16 protein-coding genes, 1 tRNA gene, 1 pseudogene and 1 riboswitch are annotated in these 19,877 nt (G+C 35.0%); of the genes and pseudogenes, 2 read left to right on the top strand and 16 right to left on the bottom strand.

Translation table 11 applies throughout. The features are described from left to right. The first annotated feature begins 113 nt into the window (after positions 1 to 113). Both A9G40_RS08755 and A9G40_RS08750 read left to right on the top strand, forming a co-directional pair. Positions 114 to 1,985, top strand: a complete 1,872-nt coding sequence (locus A9G40_RS08755) for a glucose PTS transporter subunit IIA (protein ID WP_065582735.1) — start codon at positions 114 to 116, stop codon at positions 1,983 to 1,985. Positions 1,986 to 1,998: 13 nt separating this feature from the next. Then, positions 1,999 to 3,435, top strand: a complete 1,437-nt coding sequence (locus A9G40_RS08750) for a 6-phospho-beta-glucosidase (protein ID WP_065582807.1) — start codon at positions 1,999 to 2,001, stop codon at positions 3,433 to 3,435. An 80-nt stretch (positions 3,436 to 3,515) separates the two neighbouring features. On the opposite strand, the gene dinB is transcribed toward A9G40_RS08750, so the two are convergent. The 16 genes and pseudogenes from dinB to dusA all read right to left on the bottom strand — a co-directional run bounded on the left by dinB (position 3,516) and on the right by dusA (position 19,554). Further along, positions 3,516 to 4,571 (bottom strand): DNA polymerase IV, encoded by a 1,056-nt coding sequence (gene dinB, locus A9G40_RS08745; RefSeq protein ID WP_065582734.1) that lies wholly within the window; start codon positions 4,569 to 4,571, stop codon positions 3,516 to 3,518. A 742-nt stretch (positions 4,572 to 5,313) separates the two neighbouring features. Beyond that, complete coding sequence (gene thiQ / locus A9G40_RS08740; protein WP_065582733.1) at positions 5,314 to 6,018, bottom strand: thiamine ABC transporter ATP-binding protein ThiQ; 705 nt, start codon at positions 6,016 to 6,018, stop codon at positions 5,314 to 5,316. Beyond that, complete coding sequence (thiP, locus tag A9G40_RS08735; RefSeq protein ID WP_065582732.1) at positions 5,996 to 7,585, bottom strand: thiamine/thiamine pyrophosphate ABC transporter permease; 1,590 nt, start codon at positions 7,583 to 7,585, stop codon at positions 5,996 to 5,998. Before thiP ends, thiQ begins: the two co-directional genes overlap by 23 nt. A gap of 14 nt (positions 7,586 to 7,599) precedes the next feature. Then, the gene (gene thiB / locus A9G40_RS08730; RefSeq protein ID WP_065582731.1) at positions 7,600 to 8,604 is read right to left on the bottom strand and encodes a thiamine ABC transporter substrate binding subunit; all 1,005 of its coding nucleotides are present in this window, start codon (positions 8,602 to 8,604) and stop codon (positions 7,600 to 7,602) included. Between the two features lie 40 nt (positions 8,605 to 8,644). Next, positions 8,645 to 8,755: riboswitch (TPP riboswitch) on the bottom strand. Between the two features lie 498 nt (positions 8,756 to 9,253). Further along, the gene (locus A9G40_RS08725) at positions 9,254 to 10,444 is read right to left on the bottom strand and encodes a hypothetical protein (protein WP_141675234.1); all 1,191 of its coding nucleotides are present in this window, start codon (positions 10,442 to 10,444) and stop codon (positions 9,254 to 9,256) included. A gap of 333 nt (positions 10,445 to 10,777) precedes the next feature. Next, a pseudogene (locus A9G40_RS15505) lies at positions 10,778 to 10,939 on the bottom strand (transposase); the annotation flags it as partial. Between the two features lie 109 nt (positions 10,940 to 11,048). Next, positions 11,049 to 11,216: a hypothetical protein gene (locus tag A9G40_RS15015; RefSeq protein WP_176700467.1), complete on the bottom strand. Its 168-nt coding sequence runs from the start codon at positions 11,214 to 11,216 to the stop codon at positions 11,049 to 11,051. A gap of 67 nt (positions 11,217 to 11,283) precedes the next feature. Further along, positions 11,284 to 11,820, bottom strand: coding sequence for a lysozyme (locus A9G40_RS08720; RefSeq protein ID WP_065582729.1), 537 nt, complete (start codon positions 11,818 to 11,820; stop codon positions 11,284 to 11,286). Then, complete coding sequence (locus tag A9G40_RS15880; RefSeq protein WP_081302210.1) at positions 11,780 to 12,004, bottom strand: phage holin family protein; 225 nt, start codon at positions 12,002 to 12,004, stop codon at positions 11,780 to 11,782. The genes A9G40_RS08720 and A9G40_RS15880 overlap by 41 nt, the downstream gene beginning before the upstream one ends. A gap of 251 nt (positions 12,005 to 12,255) precedes the next feature. Then, complete coding sequence (locus A9G40_RS08715) at positions 12,256 to 12,921, bottom strand: hypothetical protein (protein WP_065582728.1); 666 nt, start codon at positions 12,919 to 12,921, stop codon at positions 12,256 to 12,258. Positions 12,922 to 13,113: 192 nt separating this feature from the next. Beyond that, a complete protein-coding gene (locus tag A9G40_RS08710; RefSeq protein ID WP_065582727.1) occupies positions 13,114 to 13,797 on the bottom strand; it encodes an endonuclease in 684 nt (227 codons plus the stop codon). Positions 13,798 to 15,291: 1,494 nt separating this feature from the next. Beyond that, positions 15,292 to 15,368: transfer RNA gene (locus tag A9G40_RS08705), tRNA-Arg, on the bottom strand. Positions 15,369 to 15,603: 235 nt separating this feature from the next. Beyond that, on the bottom strand, positions 15,604 to 15,906 hold the full coding sequence (locus A9G40_RS08700; protein WP_141675233.1) for a hypothetical protein: 303 nt from the start codon (positions 15,904 to 15,906) through the stop codon (positions 15,604 to 15,606). 216 nt (positions 15,907 to 16,122) lie between these two features. Further along, positions 16,123 to 16,374, bottom strand: a complete 252-nt coding sequence (locus tag A9G40_RS08695; RefSeq protein WP_065582725.1) for a hypothetical protein — start codon at positions 16,372 to 16,374, stop codon at positions 16,123 to 16,125. Between the two features lie 70 nt (positions 16,375 to 16,444). Next, entirely contained in the window at positions 16,445 to 18,460 is a 2,016-nt protein-coding gene (gene rep, locus A9G40_RS08690; RefSeq protein WP_065582724.1) for a DNA helicase Rep, read from the bottom strand. Between the two features lie 131 nt (positions 18,461 to 18,591). Continuing rightward, positions 18,592 to 19,554 carry a tRNA dihydrouridine(20/20a) synthase DusA gene (gene dusA / locus A9G40_RS08685; protein WP_065582723.1) on the bottom strand — a complete coding sequence of 321 codons (963 nt, stop codon included), beginning with the start codon at positions 19,552 to 19,554 and terminating at the stop codon, positions 18,592 to 18,594. Positions 19,555 to 19,877 lie beyond the last annotated feature (323 nt).

The raw sequence follows: 19,877 nt of genomic DNA, 5'->3' as shown, positions 1-19,877 counted from the left end.
AAATTAAATGATGTAAAAAGTCGATCTAGATCACAAACAATATAATTGTTAATTAACAATTTTGAAATTGCCTATAAAATAATCTTACTGAATTGCTTTTAAGGAGTTTATGGATGTCATCAAAAATTAGAGATTATAACAAGCTAGCTGTTGATATTTTAAATGAGTTAGGTGGTGAGAAAAATATTGTTACCGTTTCTCGCTGTGCAACACGCCTTCGCCTTGTTACCCAACATACACCAGATCACGCAAAAGAAAACATTGCTAAATTACCAGGCGTGATTACCGTTGTTGAAAAAGGCGGTCAAATCCAAGTGGTTATTGGTACGCATGTTGATAAAGTCTATAACGCTTTTACTCAACTCGTTAATACTGATAACAAAATTGAAGTAGAAAATGATAGCAACATATTAAATCGCATCATTGCAACAATGTCGGCTGTATTTGCCCCGTTTGTCTATATTTTAGCCGCATCAGGAATTTTGCAAGGTATCTTGATTTTACTTAAATTGGTCTGCCCTGAGCTAGAAAAGACTGGAACTTTTGAGGTGTTCAATTTCATCTCTTGGGCGCCTTTTGTCTTTTTGCCAATTTTTATTGCCATTACCGCTTCACAGCATTTCCGTTGTAACTTATATATCGCCGTTGCTTGCTGTGCAGCACTGCTATCGCCGACATGGACTGAGTTTGCAAAACTAATAAGCGAGGGGCAAGAAATTGATCTATTTGGCATTGCACTATCGAAAACCACTTATGCCTCAACCGTTTTACCACCACTCTTTTTAGTTTGGTTACTCTCTTATTTAGAGCGCTTCTTAGAACCTCGCCTGCACAGTATTATAAAACCGGTGCTATTACCATTATTTAGTCTTGTCATTATGGTACCTTTAACATTACTTATTGTTGGTCCATTAACTGCCAATGGTGCACAATATATTGCTGATGGTTATAACTGGTTTGTTAATTTAGCTCCATCGTTTGCTGGTGGAATTATTGGTGCAGTTTGGCAAGTGTTTGTTATTTTTGGCGTGCACTGGGGGATCACACCGGTTATCGTTGAAAACTTTAAACAATATGGTCAAGACTCTTTCCAAGCATTTCAAACCATCGCCGTTATTGGTCAAGTCGGGGCAGCATTTGGTTTTTATTTAAAAACAAAAACTCAAGAGATGAAAGGCATTTCATTATCCGCTTTTATTACTGGCTTATTTGGGATAACCGAACCAGCTATTTATGGCGTTAACTTACGTTTTAAAAAGCCATTTATTTATGGCTGTATTTCGGCTGCTTGTGGTGGTATTGTGGCTGGTTTCTTTTCTCCTCACTACTTTGCTTATGCTGGTTTGCCTGGCCCTTTAACTATCGTCAATGCAATTAGCCCAAACAGCCCTAGCTCATTTATTGGTGTTGCAGTTGGGTCACTTATTGCTTTGGTGGGACCTGTCGTTTTAATTCAAATCTTTGGTACTGGTGAAACGAAACAAGATGAGTCTGTTATTGAAAATGATACGCCTAAAGTCTTGCTTGACGAGCTGGATATCACAAGCCCAATGACAGGACATGCTTTACCCCTAAGTGAAGTACCTGATCCTGCTTTTTCACAAAAATTAATGGGCGAAGGGATTGCGATTGAACCGACTGATAATCACGTCTATGCGCCTTTTGATGCCGAGGTAACTGCGGTATTTGAAAATTCTAAACATGCCATTGGTTTAACATTAGATAACGGCGTTGAGTTACTAATTCATGTGGGGATTGATACGGTTAATTTGACCAATAACGAGTTTGCATATCACGTTGAATTACACCAAAAAGTAAAAAAAGGTGATTTACTCATCAGCTTCAATCCTGAGGCAATTAAGCAAGCTGGCTACCCGTTAATCACCCCAATTATTATTGTTAATACCGATCAATACCAATTCATTTCATTAACGGATAAAACAGAAGTAACAGTTGATGATATCATATTTAAAATTAAGCAATAACAAGGAATCAAAAATGACTAAAAAACCATTTTTATGGGGCGGCGCTTTAGCCGCTCACCAATTTGAAGGTGGCTGGAACGAAGGCGGTAAAGGACCCAGCGTGGTTGATGTTATGACCGCTGGTGCTCATGGCGTTGCAAGACAAATCACCCAAGATATTGAACCCGATAAGTTTTACCCAAACCATACGGCCATTGATTTTTATCATCATTATAAAGATGATATCAAACTCTTTGCTGAATTAGGTCTTAAATGTTTACGCACGTCAATTGCTTGGACACGCATTTTTCCAAAAGGTGATGAGCTTGAGCCAAACGAAGAAGGCCTGCGCTTTTATGATAATGTTTTTGATGAACTCATTGCTCATGGCATAGAGCCTGTTATCACGCTATCACATTTTGAAATGCCATTACATATAGCTCGCCATTATGGTGGTTTTAGAAACCGTAAAACAGTGGAATTTTTTGAACGTTTTGCCACTGCGTGTTTTGAGCGTTATAAAAATAAAGTCAAATACTGGATGACATTTAACGAAATTAATAATCAAATGGATACCAGTAATCCTATCTTCTTTTGGACGAATTCGGGCGTCCAAGTTAAACCGGGCGAAAATCCGCAAGAAGTTCTGTACCAAGTTGCTCACTATGAACTATTAGCCAGTGCCAAAGCGGTGATTGCTGGTAAAAAAATCAATCCAGATTTTCAAATTGGTTGTATGGTGTCACATGTGCCAATTTATCCATATTCTTGTAACCCTGAAGATATGATGGCATCAGAAATCGCTATGCATCAACGCTTCTTCTTCCCTGATGTTCACGTTCGTGGCTATTACCCTGCATATGCATTAAAAGAGTTCGAACGTGAAGGCTATAAACTTGATATTACACAAGAAGATCTTGCTTATTTAAAACAAGGTACAGTTGATTACATTGGTTTTAGTTACTACATGTCAACGGTTGTAAAAGCAGATGCCAAAAATGACAATCGCGATAACATTGTTAACGGAGCGCTACCTAATGCGGTTGAAAATCCTTATATTAAAAGCAGTGACTGGGGTTGGCCTATTGATCCTGAAGGATTACGTTATACCTTAAACCGTTTATATGATCGTTATCAGTTACCATTATTTATTGTCGAAAATGGATTTGGTGCCATTGATGAGCTAGAAAATGGTAACCAAGTGCATGACAAACCACGCATTGAATACCTAGGTGCTCATATCAAAGCGATGCAAACCGCCATGGATTATGATGGTGTTGATGTGATGGGCTATACCGCTTGGGGGATTATTGATGTGGTGTCATTTACCACTGGTGAAATGAAAAAACGCTATGGTGTAATTTATGTTGACCGTGATAATGAAGGCAACGGTAGCATGAAGCGTTATAAAAAAGATTCTTTTGAATGGTATAAAAAAGTTATTAGCACCAATGGTGCAAGTTTAAAGTGATAATTATCCATTAATTGATAAATGATTATGAGGATGAATACAGGCTTTGCCTGCATCCTCTTTTTTTATAAGAAAAAAGCTTAAAATGGAAAAATGAGCTGTTTTTCAACTTGTGGATCGATTAACGTGACATGAAAACCAATTAACCGAACGCCACGCCCGTTACGACGTTCTAACCAAACTTTATGGGCTTGTTTAATTAAATCGGCCTTATCTAGTTTTGACCATACATGCTCTTGAGTGGTAAGTTGAAAATCATCGAACTTAAATTTGACACCCTGCCGAGCGATCGATAAATCAGAACGCACTTTACTTAATCGTTTTTCAAGCTCTTCAAATAATGAATCAAACTGTAATAAACACGCTTCCCAATGATGAATATCATCAACTAAAGTGCGCTCGACACCAACCGATTTGCGTTGCCTGTCATTACATACTTCTCTCTCATCAATACCTTGGCATCGTTCATACAAGACTCGCCCAAATTTGCCAAAATGGTTAAATAATTTAGTCACATCATAATTGACTATATCTTGGCAGGTAAATAATCCCAAATCAGCTAATTTTTTTTCAGTCACTTTTCCCACACCAGGAATTTTTTTTAAAGGGAGCTGTTCAATAAAGCCATCAACTTCATCAGGTGTTATCACATATTGACCATTAGGTTTATTCATGTCAGAAGCGATTTTGGCAAGAAACTTCAGTGGAGCAACACCAGCCGATGCGGTTAACTCAAGTTCCTTAAAAATAGCTTGGCGGATATCTTGCGCAATCAAAGTTGCCGAGCCGTGACATAGTTTACAATCAGTCACATCAAGATAAGCTTCGTCAAGTGATAGCGCCTCAATCGCTTGGGTATACCGCTTAAATATTTGGTGGATCTGGTTTGATACTTCTTTATATACCGCATGCCTACCGGGTATAATTTTAAGATTGGGGCACAGTTTTATAGCTTGTGCCATTGACATTGCACTGTGCACACCATATTGGCGTGCTAAATAATTGGCAGTAGCCACCACACCGCGCTTACGAGGATCGCCCCCCACCGCAATAGGCACATTACGATAACGGGGATTATCTCTCATTTCAACAGCGGCATAAAAACAATCCATATCAACATGAATAATTTTTCGCATAAACGGTATTACGGCAAATAAAATATAACTGTATAAATATACAATATCACACCTTAAGTGGCAGTGTAAACACCGACGATAGCTACTTTTCTAATTTATCAAAATCAATTAACCCTTTTTTATCATAAGGATCACCAACCCAACGGATCGATTCATGGAAAATTTCCGATTAACTAAAATTTTTTCAGTAACATATAAGCTATCACTTAATCCAGTAAAAACTAATCATGTGTGAATTACGTTTTATGTGCTAAATTTTCGATTGACATAGTTTGATAATGGTTTGTATACGTTGATATTCACGCTAGCAATAACCAAAGCAGAAAACACAGTTCAAGTCAGTGTTTTCTCGTTTCTTACTAATATATTCTGGGATAGTATTTGATAAACATCTTCGTCGTGATCATAAATAAAAATATATAGCGGTAAAGCACAAACAAATAAGTGAAAAATAAGCTATCAGAGCTAAGTACTAACCAACTAAACTTATGGCATGTATGTCCATTTTGCATAAATAATTAATTAATGTTGTTAATAATTAAGGTAATTTAATCTAAATAGATTAATTAAACCTTAAGCGTTGACCAACAAAATAGAGATAGTGCAATTTATAAACATCTAATTAATAAATTTGTAATTAATCAATTAATCGTAATTTTTTAACTCAATAAAATCACAATTCACTTAATATTGAATAATAAAATAGGCAGGTAAAAGTGTTATTTCCAAGCTTCAACCCTTTTTAAGAATAATTAAAACCCAACATTTTTGCAATTTCGTTATGTTTAGATTGTGCAAGCTGTGTTGGTAAATCGTTAAAAACAATGTTGCCATTATCAACCACCAAACAACGTGAAAAATAATTAAGTGAATCATCAAGATAGTGTGATACCATCATTAAAGTTAAATTGAAATCATCACAAATTTGATCGACTAACGCCAACATTTCAAAACGCAGAGCTTGATCGAGCGCTGAAAATGGTTCATCTAACAATAAAACAGGGCGATGCTGAATTAAACAACGCGCTAATGCCACACGTTGCCGTTGCCCGCCTGAAAGCTGATTAGGATAACGATTGTTAAAACCTGCTAAACTAACCTTAACTAGTATATCTTCTATTGTTTGCCGTTCAGATGCATTCAGTTTTAAACAAGGTTTTATACCTAAACCAATATTTTGCTCAACGGTTAAATGGTTAAATAAATTGTTACGTTGAAATAAAATCGAAACGGGGCGTTTGCCTGGCAAGGTGCGAGTCATATTTTGATGATTAAGTAAAATTTGCCCCGAGTTTGGTAAAACAAATCCAGCAATCAAATTTAACAAGGTACTTTTACCAGCACCACTGCGTCCAATAATGACGACTTTTTCTTTTGCTGCAATTTTGATATTAAAATGCATTTTAAAATTATCGTAATGATAATTAATTTGATTTAGTTCGATCATAATCCATCACAACCAATAAACTAAAAGATAATATTAACAATAATGCGGCCGTTACGGCACTTTCTTTATAATGATAACTTGATATTTGTTCATACAAATAATACGGTAATGTGGTCACTGATTTCCCACCAAATAAAGCAATAATACCAAAATCACCCAATGATAATATTGCAGACAGAGCAAAACTCTGGATAATTAATCTTTTTAGTGCTTTATATTCAATCAAATAAAAGTGAAAAAAGCCATTAATATTAAGTGATTGACTTAATTGCCAATAGCGCGATACAACATCAAACATAGGTACAGCAAGATTTTTCAATATAAAAGGCAATGCCATTAAACCATTACATAGCATAATTAAAAGGCAAACAACGATAAAACTATGCGCAAAGGGAAATAATAATAAAAATAGACCTGATGAAAATACCATGCTGGGAATAATTAAAATTAGCGATCCAACTAACATTAATTGGTTGCTCCACTGTATTTTGTGATTAATTAACAAACGGCTATTAGTATAAAGTAATAACAATGCTAGCAACATGGCAATAGTAGCTGAGCCAAAAGCAATTAATAATGAAAACATAACTGCCTGTTGAAAAGACGCAGTTAAAAATGACCATTGAAAAAAATATCCCCCTCCAATGAGTAGGGTCATAATCGGTAGCAAAATAAATAACCCACCAGTAACAATAATAATCATATATAAAAAGGCTAAATGATTTGAAACAGGCAAACGGTAACTTTGCCTAACATAGCATGTATTAGGTTTTTGATGGTGGTTATTATTATGAGTAAATTTTTGCATCAAGCAAATAAAACAAACACAACAAATAAACTGTAAACAAGCTAAAAGCACAGCCTGAGCTAAATCTAAATCACGAATAGATTGATAAATGGCGACTTCAAATGTTGTATATTTTGGTCCACCTCCTAGCGCTAATACGATCGCAAAGCTAGAAAAACACAGCATAAAAATAAGCGCAGCCATCGGGAACAGTTGCCGACGCAGTAATGGCCACTCAATCAATTTAAAGTAAGTAAAACTTGAAAAGTTTAATTGTGCAGCTAGCTGTTTGTGTTCAACTGGTGCACTATTTAACGTTCGATAGAATAGACAGCAAGCATACGGAAAATTTAAAAATACATGTGCAAGTAAAATGCCTGTTAACCCATAAATCGATGTCATAAAAGGCACCCCAAAATAACCGAAAACAGTCGCTAATAAGCCCTGTTTACCATAAACCGACAACAACCCAGTGACTACAACAAGTGTCGGTAAAATAAAGGTAATTGGCATAATGCGCAATAATAATCTTTTACCTAAAAAATCAATCATCGACAAAGCTTTAGCCATGATAATTGCCAATAATACAGATAATAAAGTCGATAATGTTGCTTGAAATAAAGTTATCCAAATAACATGTAATAAATACTCATCAAAATAGACGACTAAATTATTAAATTTAATCGCAGTCAAACAAAGCGCAAAGAGTGCTGCGCCTAATATCATTAAGATCAGGCTAGCAGCGCTAATTCCTGGGAGTAATATTCTTAACTTCGACATTAGGTAAAATAAAACTACTTGCTAATGGCAGACTGCCATTCTCGTACCCACGTTTTTTGATTATGTTCAACTTGCTTTGCATCAAACTCAAGCGCTTTATTTATAGGCTTAACTTGCTTAAAAGCTTCAGGTAACGATGTATTAATAATAGGGTACATGGTATTTTTCTCAGCAAATTGACGTTGCACATCGGGGGTCAATAAATATTGCAAAAAAGCCCGTGCTAATTCGGGTTGCTGACTATATTTAGTAATACCAGCAACTTCAACTTGACGATAATGCCCTTCATCAAAAATAGCCGCAGCATAACGATAATCATTATCATTCATAATATGAGCAACAGGTGAAGTGCTATAGCTAAGCACAAAATCAGCTTCACCCTTTAAAAATAGCCCATAAGCTTCACTCCAGCCCTTAGTTACTGTCACGGTGTTTTTAGCTATTTTTTGCCATGCTGATGAGGCATCATCACCATAAATATTCTTTATCCAAAATAATAAACCTAACCCCGGAGTGCTGGTTCTAGGATCTTGATAGATAATCTTCCAGTTGGCTTTATTATCAACTAATTCATGCATAGAGCGTGGTGGATTGCTGATTTTTTGTTGATTATAAATAAAAGCAAAATAGCCAAAATCATAAGGCACAAAATCATCATCCCACCAGTTGGTATTTAAATTATCGGGTTTATTGATTTGGTGAGGAATAACAATATTGGCTTGTTTAGCCTGTTCTAAAAGATTATTGTCTAATCCCAAAACAACATCGGCATTGGTCTTATCGCCCTCAAGACGCATTCGATTTAAAATCGATACGCCATCGCCTAATGTAACAATCTCAACTTCGCAACCACACTGCGCTTCAAATCCCTTTTCAATTTCCCGCCCTGGCCCCCACTCAGAAATAAAAGAGTTGTAGCTATACACAATCAAGGTAGGTTTTATGTTGGTAGCATTTGCAATATTTGCCATAAAAAGTGCAGATAATACCAAAGATAATAACAATTTTTTACAAAACATTTTGCCTCCAAAATAGCAAATAAAAGACAAAAGGTTTGAGTAGGTATAATAACTCAAATCCCTCCGCTGGCATGATCCAGTTCAGGTTCGACGGGTTACGCTAATCTAACGCTAACATTCTCAGCCCCACTGGGCACCCCGTTGAGAACATTGACTAGTGTAGTGTTTAGGATTATGTTTGTAAACAACCAAGCAAATAAAGCATTGTGAGCGAAACAACAAGAAATTAAAATAACCATTGATTTTATTGTTTTTTTTTATGATTTTGCTTTAAAACAAAAAAGACACTTACTACGCTGAATGCTCGAAAACGAATCGATATCAATTTTTCATCAGCTTATCCATAACGTAACAAGCTACGGTGGTGTTAACACTTTCTAACTCTGAATAAATAATAATAACCTTTGGCTTTTATAAAATGTGAATGCGCTATCAATAAAAAAACAGTCAGAAAAAGGATTGATTTTATTGATGTTTAAATAATACTTTTACGCCAGCATTAAAAACATATGCTGACTGTACAAACGCACTTAACGTTAGCTCGCTTGGCGACTTAAACTAACTAACGTTGAGCATTATGCGTTAACAGCTTTACCTTTTATTTATGTCAAGTTGCATATTCTTTTATATAAGAATTAAGAAGTCAGTATTAAGGGTGAACGCACATACCATAATTGATACTAGAAACAAAATTTGAATTTGGATTTTTTACTTTACCATAGCCCGAGTCTACGAAGAAATCGCTATCGCTAGTCCAGTAGAGGTCGTTCTTGAAGCCGGCATTACTAAGCAAAGACCCCCACTCGGTTATAAAGCCAGCATCAACATGACGTAATAACGTATTATAATCTGATGATTGGGGTAAGGCACCATCTATTCCATTTCTACAAGGAAAATCGTCGCGAGGGCGAGGGTTGGGACGACACTTCGCATTGGTCAGATCTTCTACTTTTGGCATACGATAATTTATCGCACTACACCATGCGGTTTGCTCTGATTGGTTACCTTCTCTACCACCACGGTGGACAAACCAGTGCTTCAACACAAAACCATATTTTACAATCTCTTCATTATGTCTATTTCTACCCACTAATTCAAATGTTTGTGGTAAACTTGGCTTAGAGACTGGAACTGGATTATCAGAATTTATCTGAGTATCATCGGCAAATGGACCGTTTAAAGTGACGCGTACAAATACTTTTGCTTCTAACTGTGGTTCACAGGGAATCACACTCACACTCGAACAAGCTTCATGAACCCAAGAATCATTCGCTGTTATTTTGGTTACAGTGGCAGTAATTCCTTCGTGTGTAATGGGTGTATTCCATATCAAATCATTGGCATCGCCACCTAGGACTAAATCAAAATACAACCCATTAGCCCCTGTGGTAGGAAAATTAGAGGCATATGATTGGGTGTTGTAAAATCCTTTATTGTAGACAAATCCTGGCGCGGTGGGTGTAGGACCGAACCCATCGGAATTATTAGTAAATGAATAAGGGGAAAGATGAGGGGAAGCAAACATGATAAAGGGGGCTGGTGGCAGCATGATTGCATCACTGCGATTATTATCACGAGGTAATGCATATAAATGCCATGAATATAGCAAAAATAGTAATAGCGACAACGCCTGTAACGGTTTTTTAGCAAGTTGTGATAATAATTTAAGAGATGACCCCGAAGGGATAAATGAACTAAAGCGACAAACTCGACCAACAGCGTTAATCGAACGATTTAAGACATAGGACTGCCAGCGCTGGTGTTTGGTGTTTGGTGTTTGGTGTTTAAGATGATACGGCATTTTGTTTGACCTGTCAAGTAAATTTTTGTTTTGTTTCACTTTTTTATAATTAATTGCTCGCTTAGTGAGCTTGTTTTTTAATTGATGAAAGTATAACTGTTAAAAAAAATCTTGGCTAGTGTTTTAGGTATTTTTTGATCTAAAAGATTATCACCAAATCCCAAAACAACATCAGCATTGATCTTATTAGAATTCTATTTGTAAACAACCAAGCAAATAAAGCATTGTGAGCGAAACAACAAGAAATTAAAATAACCATTGATTTTATTGTTTTTTTTATGATTTTGCTTTAAAGCAAAAAAGACACCTATTACGCTGAATGTTCGAAAACGAATCGATATCAATTTTTCATCAGCTTATCCATAACAAAATTAAGCGTTTGATGTCTGAAATTTTCATACCGCCGTATTTTTCCCGCCATTGATAAAAAGTTGAATTACCCATGCCCTATTTACGGCAGAGTTCCTTGACAGGAATACCTGCTTCAGCTTCTTTTAAAATAGCGACGATTTGATGTTCAGTCATTTTTTTCATAATTGAATCCTCTTTTACTTTTATCATAGAGAACTTTCTACTTTTTTGCTGTACTATTTTAGGGGGGGCTAGTTACACCGATTTCTTATCGCCTCAATAATGTTTGATTCTATTTTTTTACTTCATTGTTATCTTGTAGGTATTTTTCATACTTTTCTTCAGCTTTATTTGCTCTCATCACAGCAAGCTTTTCATCTTGCCGATATTTGCAGGCGAAATAACAAGCAAATAGCAACATACTAATCAATAAGATATTTACTTTTGATACGTTGAACATGATGAATCACTCAACAATAACGAGACAAATAAAAACCAACCCCAGCCATTGACATCATTAACCGCCATTATTGATGCGATGATAAAACATAAGATAGACATAACGCCTTCTCCTTTTCTCGTCTGATTACTAAACCTTTTAGAACCTTACCACCTGCTTTATTCCACCTTGGGAATTCATTACAAGCAGCCTTATAATCCCCGTTGTTCAGATGCTTATACATTGTTGATGTTCGCATTTTTGTACATCCAACGTTAAAGGTAATTGAGGTCACAGCGTCAAAAACAGACTGGGGAAGATGAAAGCCTTTAGCATAGCGATTAACACATTGTTCAGCCGTTTTTATGTCATCGACCCAACGCTTTGCTATCTCATCATCAGTATAAATTTTTTGTTCAATATGATTACCCGTTGAGCCAATCCCAACCGTTAATATGTTAGCTGGGCAATAATAAGGCTCTCGTAAGCAGGATTCAGCATTACCGATTATTTCCAAACCCGATTGGCTTGTTCTTATGTCATCTGAGTAGTTGGTAATAACAATACCGATTATTACCGAAACACTACAAATCGCACTCGTCGCTATTTTTGTGGTATTTCGCATAGTATTGCTCTCTCAAGTTTTTTTTATGATAAAAATCTCGGCGCTTATACAGCCAATTAATAATAAATGTCGCTATTGATAAGATAATACCTACAATAATGGCAATATCATTTAAGCTAAGTGCGCCTAAAAGCGTGCATATAGCGCCCCAGAAATAAGACATCGGTGATGAGTATCTTTCCATGTTAAAATATCTTTATGTGAGTTAATAAGGTGACAGCGTACTAGCTATATTGAGTTGTGTGCGTGTCTAGCTTTGCTGTCGATTCTGTGGATGCCCAAAACGTGTATATACAGAGGTTTAGGTACGGTTACTAGATGTCAACGACATCAATATCATCAACATGTTTAGTTTGTTAAATTTATATATAAAGAAACCGCAATTAAGCGGTTTAAAAGCAACAGGGGAATTCCCATATCGACATTAATTAAATTTTATAAAATTGCTATATTTCCAAATTTCTCATTTAGTTTAACTATAACCCTTTCATGATAAAGGTTCTTAATATGATTAAATTCATCTATTTCTTTCTTTTTTATTACTAAATTTAAAGTTATTAAGCCAGATAGTTCACTTAACACTATTAAAAGTAGGCATAATATATTAAATAAAACTGGCGATTGAATGTTTGTATTGGTGCTAGAATAGATATATAAAAAAGAAAAAATAGCCATTCCAATAAAGCAGAATACAGCCCATAAATAATTACTATACCGCTTATTTTTGATTTTTTTATCATTTATCAATATTTCATTATTTATAAAATACAAATAAGGATATAATCGCTTAAATTTATTATAGGACACAATGTGCTTTAACAAGTTAATTAATTCATAAAAATAAACACCAATCTTTCTATCTGCTGATTGTACTAGTTCCATTTCCGCTAAAATCATTAACTCTGTATGACATTCTTTAACTACTTCTTCATTTAAAGAATTATCTTTACTAATTGCGTATATTCTACTTTTTTCTCTATTAATTATTTTATTTAAAAAAAATGATATGGCAGGTATTGCTATTTTTTTTACAAATTCTGGTATTAACATTACTAATATAATAGTTGTTACAATAATTCCCCGTGTGATAGCAGGTAACATATTTAAACACTCGACATACAAATCGTTCATTTCATCCTCCGAAATAAAAAAAAGATAAAATCTTAATTATCAATAGTCAATAGCTATTTAAAATCCAAGTAATAAAAACGCTGTTATCTCTAATAGGGCTTACAGCTAACTATTTGCAGCAAATATAACGCATTTAAATCAACACGCCATTGATAAACCTAATTATTTATTACACTGTTTTGTAATAAACTTGTTATCATTACCCTGAATTTGTTTAATTTGTTGATTGCGCTTGCATTCCCATTGTTCAGACGGATACATTTTATTCCACGCTGTCATTAATTTGCGCTCAGAATCTGATAAGTTAATGTTGTATTTATCTGACATATAAAAATGAGTGCGTGCAATTATGCCTCGAATCTCGTCACGTGGTTGAAATTGACGATATTTAAAGTCAACTGCAGATTGACATTGTCCATACTGATTAAATTGATTAGTGGATTGCGAGTATCGGTAGTTAGAACGATCACCGTTAATTTCGCCAATTGCAGGTTGTAGATTATGCATGTCACCTTCCATCAGATTAAACGTAGCATCTTTTTTACACGCCTTACGTCCACCATCTCGCCAACATTGTAAATGGCGTCCAAAATTTTCGGCTGGCATGACATGTTCCCATTCTATGCGAGAGGCTCGAGCTTCATTTTTTCTGGGTTTGTAACCACATTTACCAAAATCAACAACGCCCTTTTTATCGTTAAAGCTAAATTCGCAAGCGCAATAAAACTCAGTTTGTTTTGGGTTTGATTTATACAATTTAGTTAATTGGGTTTTTGCTGTATTAAAGTTTTGTGTTGAATTAGCAAAAAAAGAAACAAGCACAAGCGAGATGATAAACTTTTTCATAAATCCGTTTAAAAAACAACTCCAAAATAAATAAAAATATCGAGCGTTCTAATTAAAAATCATCGCACTCAATTAACTATAAGTACCAAGCAAGAAACTTGAGAAAGTAAACCCTCGATCTAAGTTGGGATAAGAAGAAAAATGAAAATACTAATCATTGTTCTTCTACTCCTTTTAAGTTTCCAGCTTTTTAGTAGTATCAAAGGCGAGGAGAACCCCGCTTTTGATCTTAACTATAACAATAAAATCTTAAAAAATCAAGGTGGTTAAGATTGCATTAATTAATGTAAACAAGTGAAAACTTAGATAGTTTGCAAGTTTAATTTATGGTTGATACTGTAAAGCTTTGTCTATGAGGTTTTATCTATAAAGTTTTGTCTAAATAGTAAAAAGCCTCTAGATGAGGCTTTCTTTTAAATTCAATAATGAGCGATGCTCTTGTAAAGTTAATGATTTATGATATTTTCTTGGATTACCACACATCCAACAAGAACAGGCTACCGGTGTTATTACATGCTTTTTAAGCGATTTTCTAGTATTGCCAGAATGAAAATCATGCTTTCTGTTATCTAAACATCGCTTAGCCTGATGTCGTCTATATGCTCGTGCTCTCATAAAATGACTTACATATGGAAACAAAAAAAGCCCAACTATTTTAGCGGACTTAAATTCTGTGCGCTTAAAACCGCATCATGTGCATATCATATATTTAAACGTTTAAACAGTCAAGTGTTTTATTGTATATTTCACGCTTTTTTTATTACTATAATTTGTAGCTCCATTTCTAGTGTATGAATAATTTTAGGCATAGAGTTAAAATAAGGTAGGTTTGTTGTAAAAGCATTAATTTAACCTTTCACTATCACTCAAAAAAATTAAATAAAATCAATTGGTTTCCTGAATAATTTTTAGTTAGTTATGCCAGATAATTGGCAATAATCTATTCCTGCTTATAGTAAAATGATTTGTAATTATATGCATCGTCTACTTTTTGACAATCAATCTTGCTGGTTCAATTAACTATATTTTTTCTCTCATATAATTAGCAACAAATAATAGTCGATTTAATTTATACCAATCTTCATTAGATAAACAGCTTCGAGAATATACACCACCCAACCGCTCTATAGCTTCATCAAACTTACTAACAGATCTTGGTAGCGTGGAATTTTAAATTGCTGATGAAGCTTTGAATAAATCGCTTGATGTCTTTCCCCTGTTCGATAAATCCTTTCATTTACCGCTTGCTGGATTCGCTGTTGTTCTGGTGGAATAGTATTAGGAAATTGCTGTGTTAATTTCGGGTTTTACTCGACTGGTTTCACTGCCAAATAGCCAACTGTTGATCATTGAAATAGATAAACATAAAGACTATTACAGAATAATCAACATTAATAAAAATAACAGTATAAGCGTTTTAGCCTAACTTAAGCAGTGAGATTTCCTTTAGATTTTAAAGCATAGCGTAACTTATTGATTGTCTTAATAATTAAATGGCGTCCCCTACAGGATTCGAACCTGTGACCTACGGCTTAGAAGGCCGTTGCTCTATCCAGCTGAGCTAAGGAGACTTAGATAGGATTTGTTGATTAGACGATGTGTATTATATAAAGCTATTTCTATCCGTCAATAATTTTTAATTGTTTATTATATTAGATTAACAAAATATCACCAATTGAGTTTTTATTATTTTGATCATGGTAACGAATATCATTACTTAGGATTAATTTTTTATCTTCCAAAACATATCGTATCTTTAAAAATTATTTATCCTATTATTCATTAATAACCTTCTGTTTTAATTATTTAATTTATATAAATATTGTTCTCATTTGGCGGGGTTATTTGGCATAATGTTTCACATTCGTTCTTTTTCATTACTTCGATAATATGTGATAACTGTGATTTAAATTGATGTTGTTTGGTCATCAAATTTTCAGCATTTTCGATAACTTTGGCCTTTTCTGATTCAGGTATATATTTTGCATAATTTTCAACAGATTTTGCTAGCATGGTGATGATTTTCAGTTTAGATTGGTCGGTTAAACAGTCTGGCAAATCCATCCACATTAATCCGCCTGCATAATATTTTAGCATTTCAGATTGCATCGCGTTAACGCTAAGTAGTGTTAACGCACTTTTTTCCGAATCTGGCAATTCTTCATAAAATTGGTTAACATATGGCGATATTGTAGCAAAATATTCTATATTAAAATTACTTAATAAAATAACTTCGGGTTGGAATCGTTTTAGATTATTAGTGAAATCTTAATCCGTTATCGTGTTTAATTCATTGAGTGAAAAAGTTAAATAGGTTTCAACTAATCAATTAATATAATTGGTGATATTCAGTTGTTCTTCTAGCTTATCTTTTGACAAATCCGCAATAAGCTTAGGATCAGTAAATTGACTGAGTATTTCTTTCCCTATTACTGTATCAAGCCTTGGTAAGTTTTTTTCGGCTTGAAATTTTTTAAGCAAGATAAAAAATCGCAGGTTATAAGTTTTAGACTTTAACTCTGTCGCATTGGCAAAGCAACAGGTAAAAATTAAAATAGCTGTAATGATAAACTTCATCGTTTATTGTTCCTTAGATAATAAGGATTTTTAATTATTTAGTTATTTAATTTTGATTATTGACCTTTGATCATTTCGCTTTGGCTATTTGCGCCTTTAACATCGCTAACCGACTTTGTCCTTGTTGCATTTTTTTTTCGGGTGATAATGCATTACGCTGATCTTGCCAGGCTAAGTCGTCTTGTGGTAGCTCTAATAAAAATCGGCTCGGTTCAACTTGCAGTGTTTCACCAAATTGTTTTCGTTGCCGACTAAATGAAAAGGTGAGCTCACGTTGTGCTCGAGTAATACCGACATAGGCTAAACGGCGCTCTTCTTCGATATTATCTTCATCAATACTGGTTTGGTGGGGTAATAAGCCTTCAGACATGCCGATCAAATAAACATAAGGAAATTCCAATCCTTTAGAGGCATGCAATGTCATGAGTTGAACCTGATCGAGCTCTTCTTCAGTCTCGTTACGTTCTAACATATCACGCAGGGTAAATCTGGCAACTGCTTGCTCAAGCGTCATCGCTTCATCAATATCATCGCCTTGTAACATATCATTTAACCAACTAATCAACTGTTCAACATTGCGCATGCGCATTTGCCCTGCTGCTGGTGATGCGGATGTCTCATAAATCCAACTTTCATAATGAATGCCATGCAGTAGTTCATAAATAGCATTCATGGGTTCTGTATGTGTTTTTTGAATAAGTGTATCAAACCAGTGAATGAAAACTTGTAATGATTCCATGCGTTTGCCAGATAGAAACTCGGTCAAGCCCATATCATGGCTTGCTTGGTATAAACTCACTCCTCGCTGATTAGCCCATTCGCCCAGTTTTTGAATGGTTGCAGGACCTATTTCTCGTTTGGGTGTGTTAATGATGCGAATAAAGGCATTATCATCATCAGGATTAGTTAATAAACGCAAATAGGCCATCAAGTCCTTAATTTCAATTCTCGAAAAAAACGATGTACCACCAGAGATTCGATATGGCACTCGGTATTGCATTAACATTTTTTCAATCAGTCTTGCCTGATGATTACCACGATATAATATGGCATATTGGCCATATTGGCTGTTATTAGCAAAGCGATGGCCAATAAGGTCATTAATCACTTTTTCGGCTTCGTGCTCTTCACTATCGGCAGAAATAACTTTTAATACGTCACCATAACCCAGTTCGGAAAACAGTTTTTTTTCAAAAATATGTGGATTATTTTCAATTAAAATATTTGCTACTTTTAAAATTCGACCTGATGATCGGTAATTTTGTTCTAGTTTAATCACTTCTAAATGGGAGAAGTCTTGTTTGAGTAATACTAAATTTTTTGGTCTTGCGCCACGCCAAGAATAGATAGATTGATCGTCATCACCAACAACGGTAAATTTAGCTCGGCTACCAACCAGCAATTTGATAAATTCATATTGGCTTGTATTGGTATCTTGATATTCATCAACCAATAAATAACGCACTTTATTTTGCCACTTTTCCCGCACTTGTTCGTTATTTTTTAATAGCAGTGTGGGCATTAAAATCAGATCATCAAAGTCTAAAATACTGCATGCTTTTAGCTGTTTTTCATAAAGCAGGTAACAATGGGCAAATAGCTTTTCTTTGTTGGTTTGCGCTCGGGCCATAGCAAGAGTGGAGTCAACAATATCATTTTTCCAATTTGAGATTGTTGCACGTAACTGATTTATCAGATCCTTATCACCCTCTAACCATTGATGAGTCAGCTCTTTAAGTAGCGCTATTTGATCATGATCATCAAATAATGAAAAGTTAGATTTTATACCTAAATGCTTGTACTCTCGGCGAATAATATCTAATCCTAGAGTATGAAATGTGGAAATTTTCAGCCCTCTGGCCTCTTGTTTACTAAGCGATTGGGCAATACGTTCTTTCATTTCACGTGCTGCTTTATTAGTAAAAGTTACTGCGACAATATGACGGGGTAAATATTCTTTCACCCGAATTAAATAGGCAATTTTATTGATGATAACCCGCGTCTTTCCTGATCCTGCCCCCGCTAAAACAAGGCAAGGACCTGAAACATATTCGACCGCTTTTTGTTGACTTGAATTTAAACGCACTAGATAAAAACCATTAGAGAAATTGTGGGCTAGTATATAACGATACACTAACTGCGTGCAATTGTTGTCATTATAAGCGAATATAATGACAATTTTAGGAAAACCATTCTATAAAAACTATTCGATAAAAACTATTCTATAAACATTAAAGCTTGTTCTACCACATCGACTCCAGCTCCTTTTTTGTGCGCATTTTCGCTAAGATAACGTCGCCATTGTCTTGCACCTTTACACCCATTAAAGAGGCCTAAAGTGTGACGCATAATGTGGTTAAGCTGAGCGCCTTGTGCTAACTGCTGTTCAATGTAAGGATAAAGAGCACGAATAGCCAATATCGGGGCGATAACAGAGGGCTTTTCACCAAAAATTTTCGAATCGATTTCAGTCAATAACCAAGGGTTTTGATATGCTTCTCGCCCTACCATTACGCCATCAACATATTGTAAGTGGTGTTTTATTTCATCCATTGTTTTTATACCACCGTTGATAGCTATGGTTAAATGAGGATAATCTTGTTTGAGCTTATAAACACGGTCGTAGTCAAGCGGTGGCACTTCACGATTCTCTTTAGGACTTAATCCCGATAACCAGGCTTTACGCGCATGTACAATGAATGTATTAGTATAAGGCATCACCTTTTCAATAAACTGGCATAAAAAAGCATAGCTATCAAAATCATCAATGCCAATTCGGGTTTTTACTGTGACTGGAATATCAACTTGATCTTGCATTTGTGCAACACAGTCTGCAACTAAATCAGCTTTTCCCATTAAACAAGCACCAAACATGCCATTTTGTACACGATCGGATGGACAACCCACATTTAAATTGATTTCGTCATAACCACGCTCTTGTGCTAATTTCGCACATTGCGCTAAAGCTTTTGGATCACTCCCGCCTAATTGTAAGCAGACTGGGTGCTCTTCATGATTAAACGCTAAATAATCGCCTTTACCGAATAAAATTGCCCCTGTTGTTACCATTTCGGTATACAGCAATGTTTGCTTAGTTAAAATTCGATGAAAATAGCGACAATGCTTATCGGTCCAATCCAGCATAGGAGCAATGGAAAATTTGTTAAGGGTTGAATTCATTGATATATCCGTGTTTATAACGCTTTTGTTGAATTTAAATCAATATTATTTTTGCTCTTTACTATATTTTTCCATTATCGGGAATCACTCAAGTTCCCAGCATATCGGAAAAAACTAAATAAGATAAAAACGATGGCTTATTATATCATAGGGAACAAGCTCGTGCAGATAGAACGCCTTGATATCGTTGCACCGTTGTAATTAAATCAAAAGGTAAGGTTTTACATCAAGAGTCAAAAACATTTAGCCAATAACAAACAATCAATGGTTAGTAATCAACAAATAGTTAACAAATAACAAATCGCAAGAACATAGATTATAAA

It is taken from the genome of Gilliamella sp. Nev3-1 (assembly GCF_001690435.1).
GTDB classification, from domain to species: Bacteria; Pseudomonadota; Gammaproteobacteria; order Enterobacterales; family Orbaceae; genus Gilliamella; species Gilliamella apicola_C.
The sequence above is the reverse complement of the archived record's forward strand: the minus strand, read 5'-3'. Positions and strand labels throughout refer to the sequence as shown.

What these genes read in the sequence shown, in the direction of transcription:
- dinB (WP_065582734.1), bottom strand. Translation starts at nt 4,571, where the DNA reads ATGCGAAAAATTATTCATGTTGATATGGATTGTTTTTATGCCGCTGTT.
- A9G40_RS08700 (WP_141675233.1), bottom strand. Translation starts at nt 15,906, where the DNA reads ATGCAATCTGAAATGCTAAAATATTATGCAGGCGGATTAATGTGGATG.
- thiB (WP_065582731.1), bottom strand. Translation starts at nt 8,604, where the DNA reads ATGTTTTGTAAAAAATTGTTATTATCTTTGGTATTATCTGCACTTTTT.
- A9G40_RS08750 (WP_065582807.1), top strand. Translation starts at nt 1,999, where the DNA reads ATGACTAAAAAACCATTTTTATGGGGCGGCGCTTTAGCCGCTCACCAA.
- A9G40_RS15880 (WP_081302210.1), bottom strand. Translation starts at nt 12,004, where the DNA reads ATGGAAAGATACTCATCACCGATGTCTTATTTCTGGGGCGCTATATGC.
- thiP (WP_065582732.1), bottom strand. Translation starts at nt 7,585, where the DNA reads ATGTCGAAGTTAAGAATATTACTCCCAGGAATTAGCGCTGCTAGCCTG.
- A9G40_RS08710 (WP_065582727.1), bottom strand. Translation starts at nt 13,797, where the DNA reads ATGAAAAAGTTTATCATCTCGCTTGTGCTTGTTTCTTTTTTTGCTAAT.
- A9G40_RS08720 (WP_065582729.1), bottom strand. Translation starts at nt 11,820, where the DNA reads ATGCGAAATACCACAAAAATAGCGACGAGTGCGATTTGTAGTGTTTCG.
- A9G40_RS08695 (WP_065582725.1), bottom strand. Translation starts at nt 16,374, where the DNA reads ATGAAGTTTATCATTACAGCTATTTTAATTTTTACCTGTTGCTTTGCC.
- A9G40_RS08755 (WP_065582735.1), top strand. Translation starts at nt 114, where the DNA reads ATGTCATCAAAAATTAGAGATTATAACAAGCTAGCTGTTGATATTTTA.
- A9G40_RS15015 (WP_176700467.1), bottom strand. Translation starts at nt 11,216, where the DNA reads ATGTTCAACGTATCAAAAGTAAATATCTTATTGATTAGTATGTTGCTA.
- A9G40_RS08715 (WP_065582728.1), bottom strand. Translation starts at nt 12,921, where the DNA reads ATGTTACCTGCTATCACACGGGGAATTATTGTAACAACTATTATATTA.
- dusA (WP_065582723.1), bottom strand. Translation starts at nt 19,554, where the DNA reads ATGAATTCAACCCTTAACAAATTTTCCATTGCTCCTATGCTGGATTGG.
- thiQ (WP_065582733.1), bottom strand. Translation starts at nt 6,018, where the DNA reads ATGATCGAACTAAATCAAATTAATTATCATTACGATAATTTTAAAATG.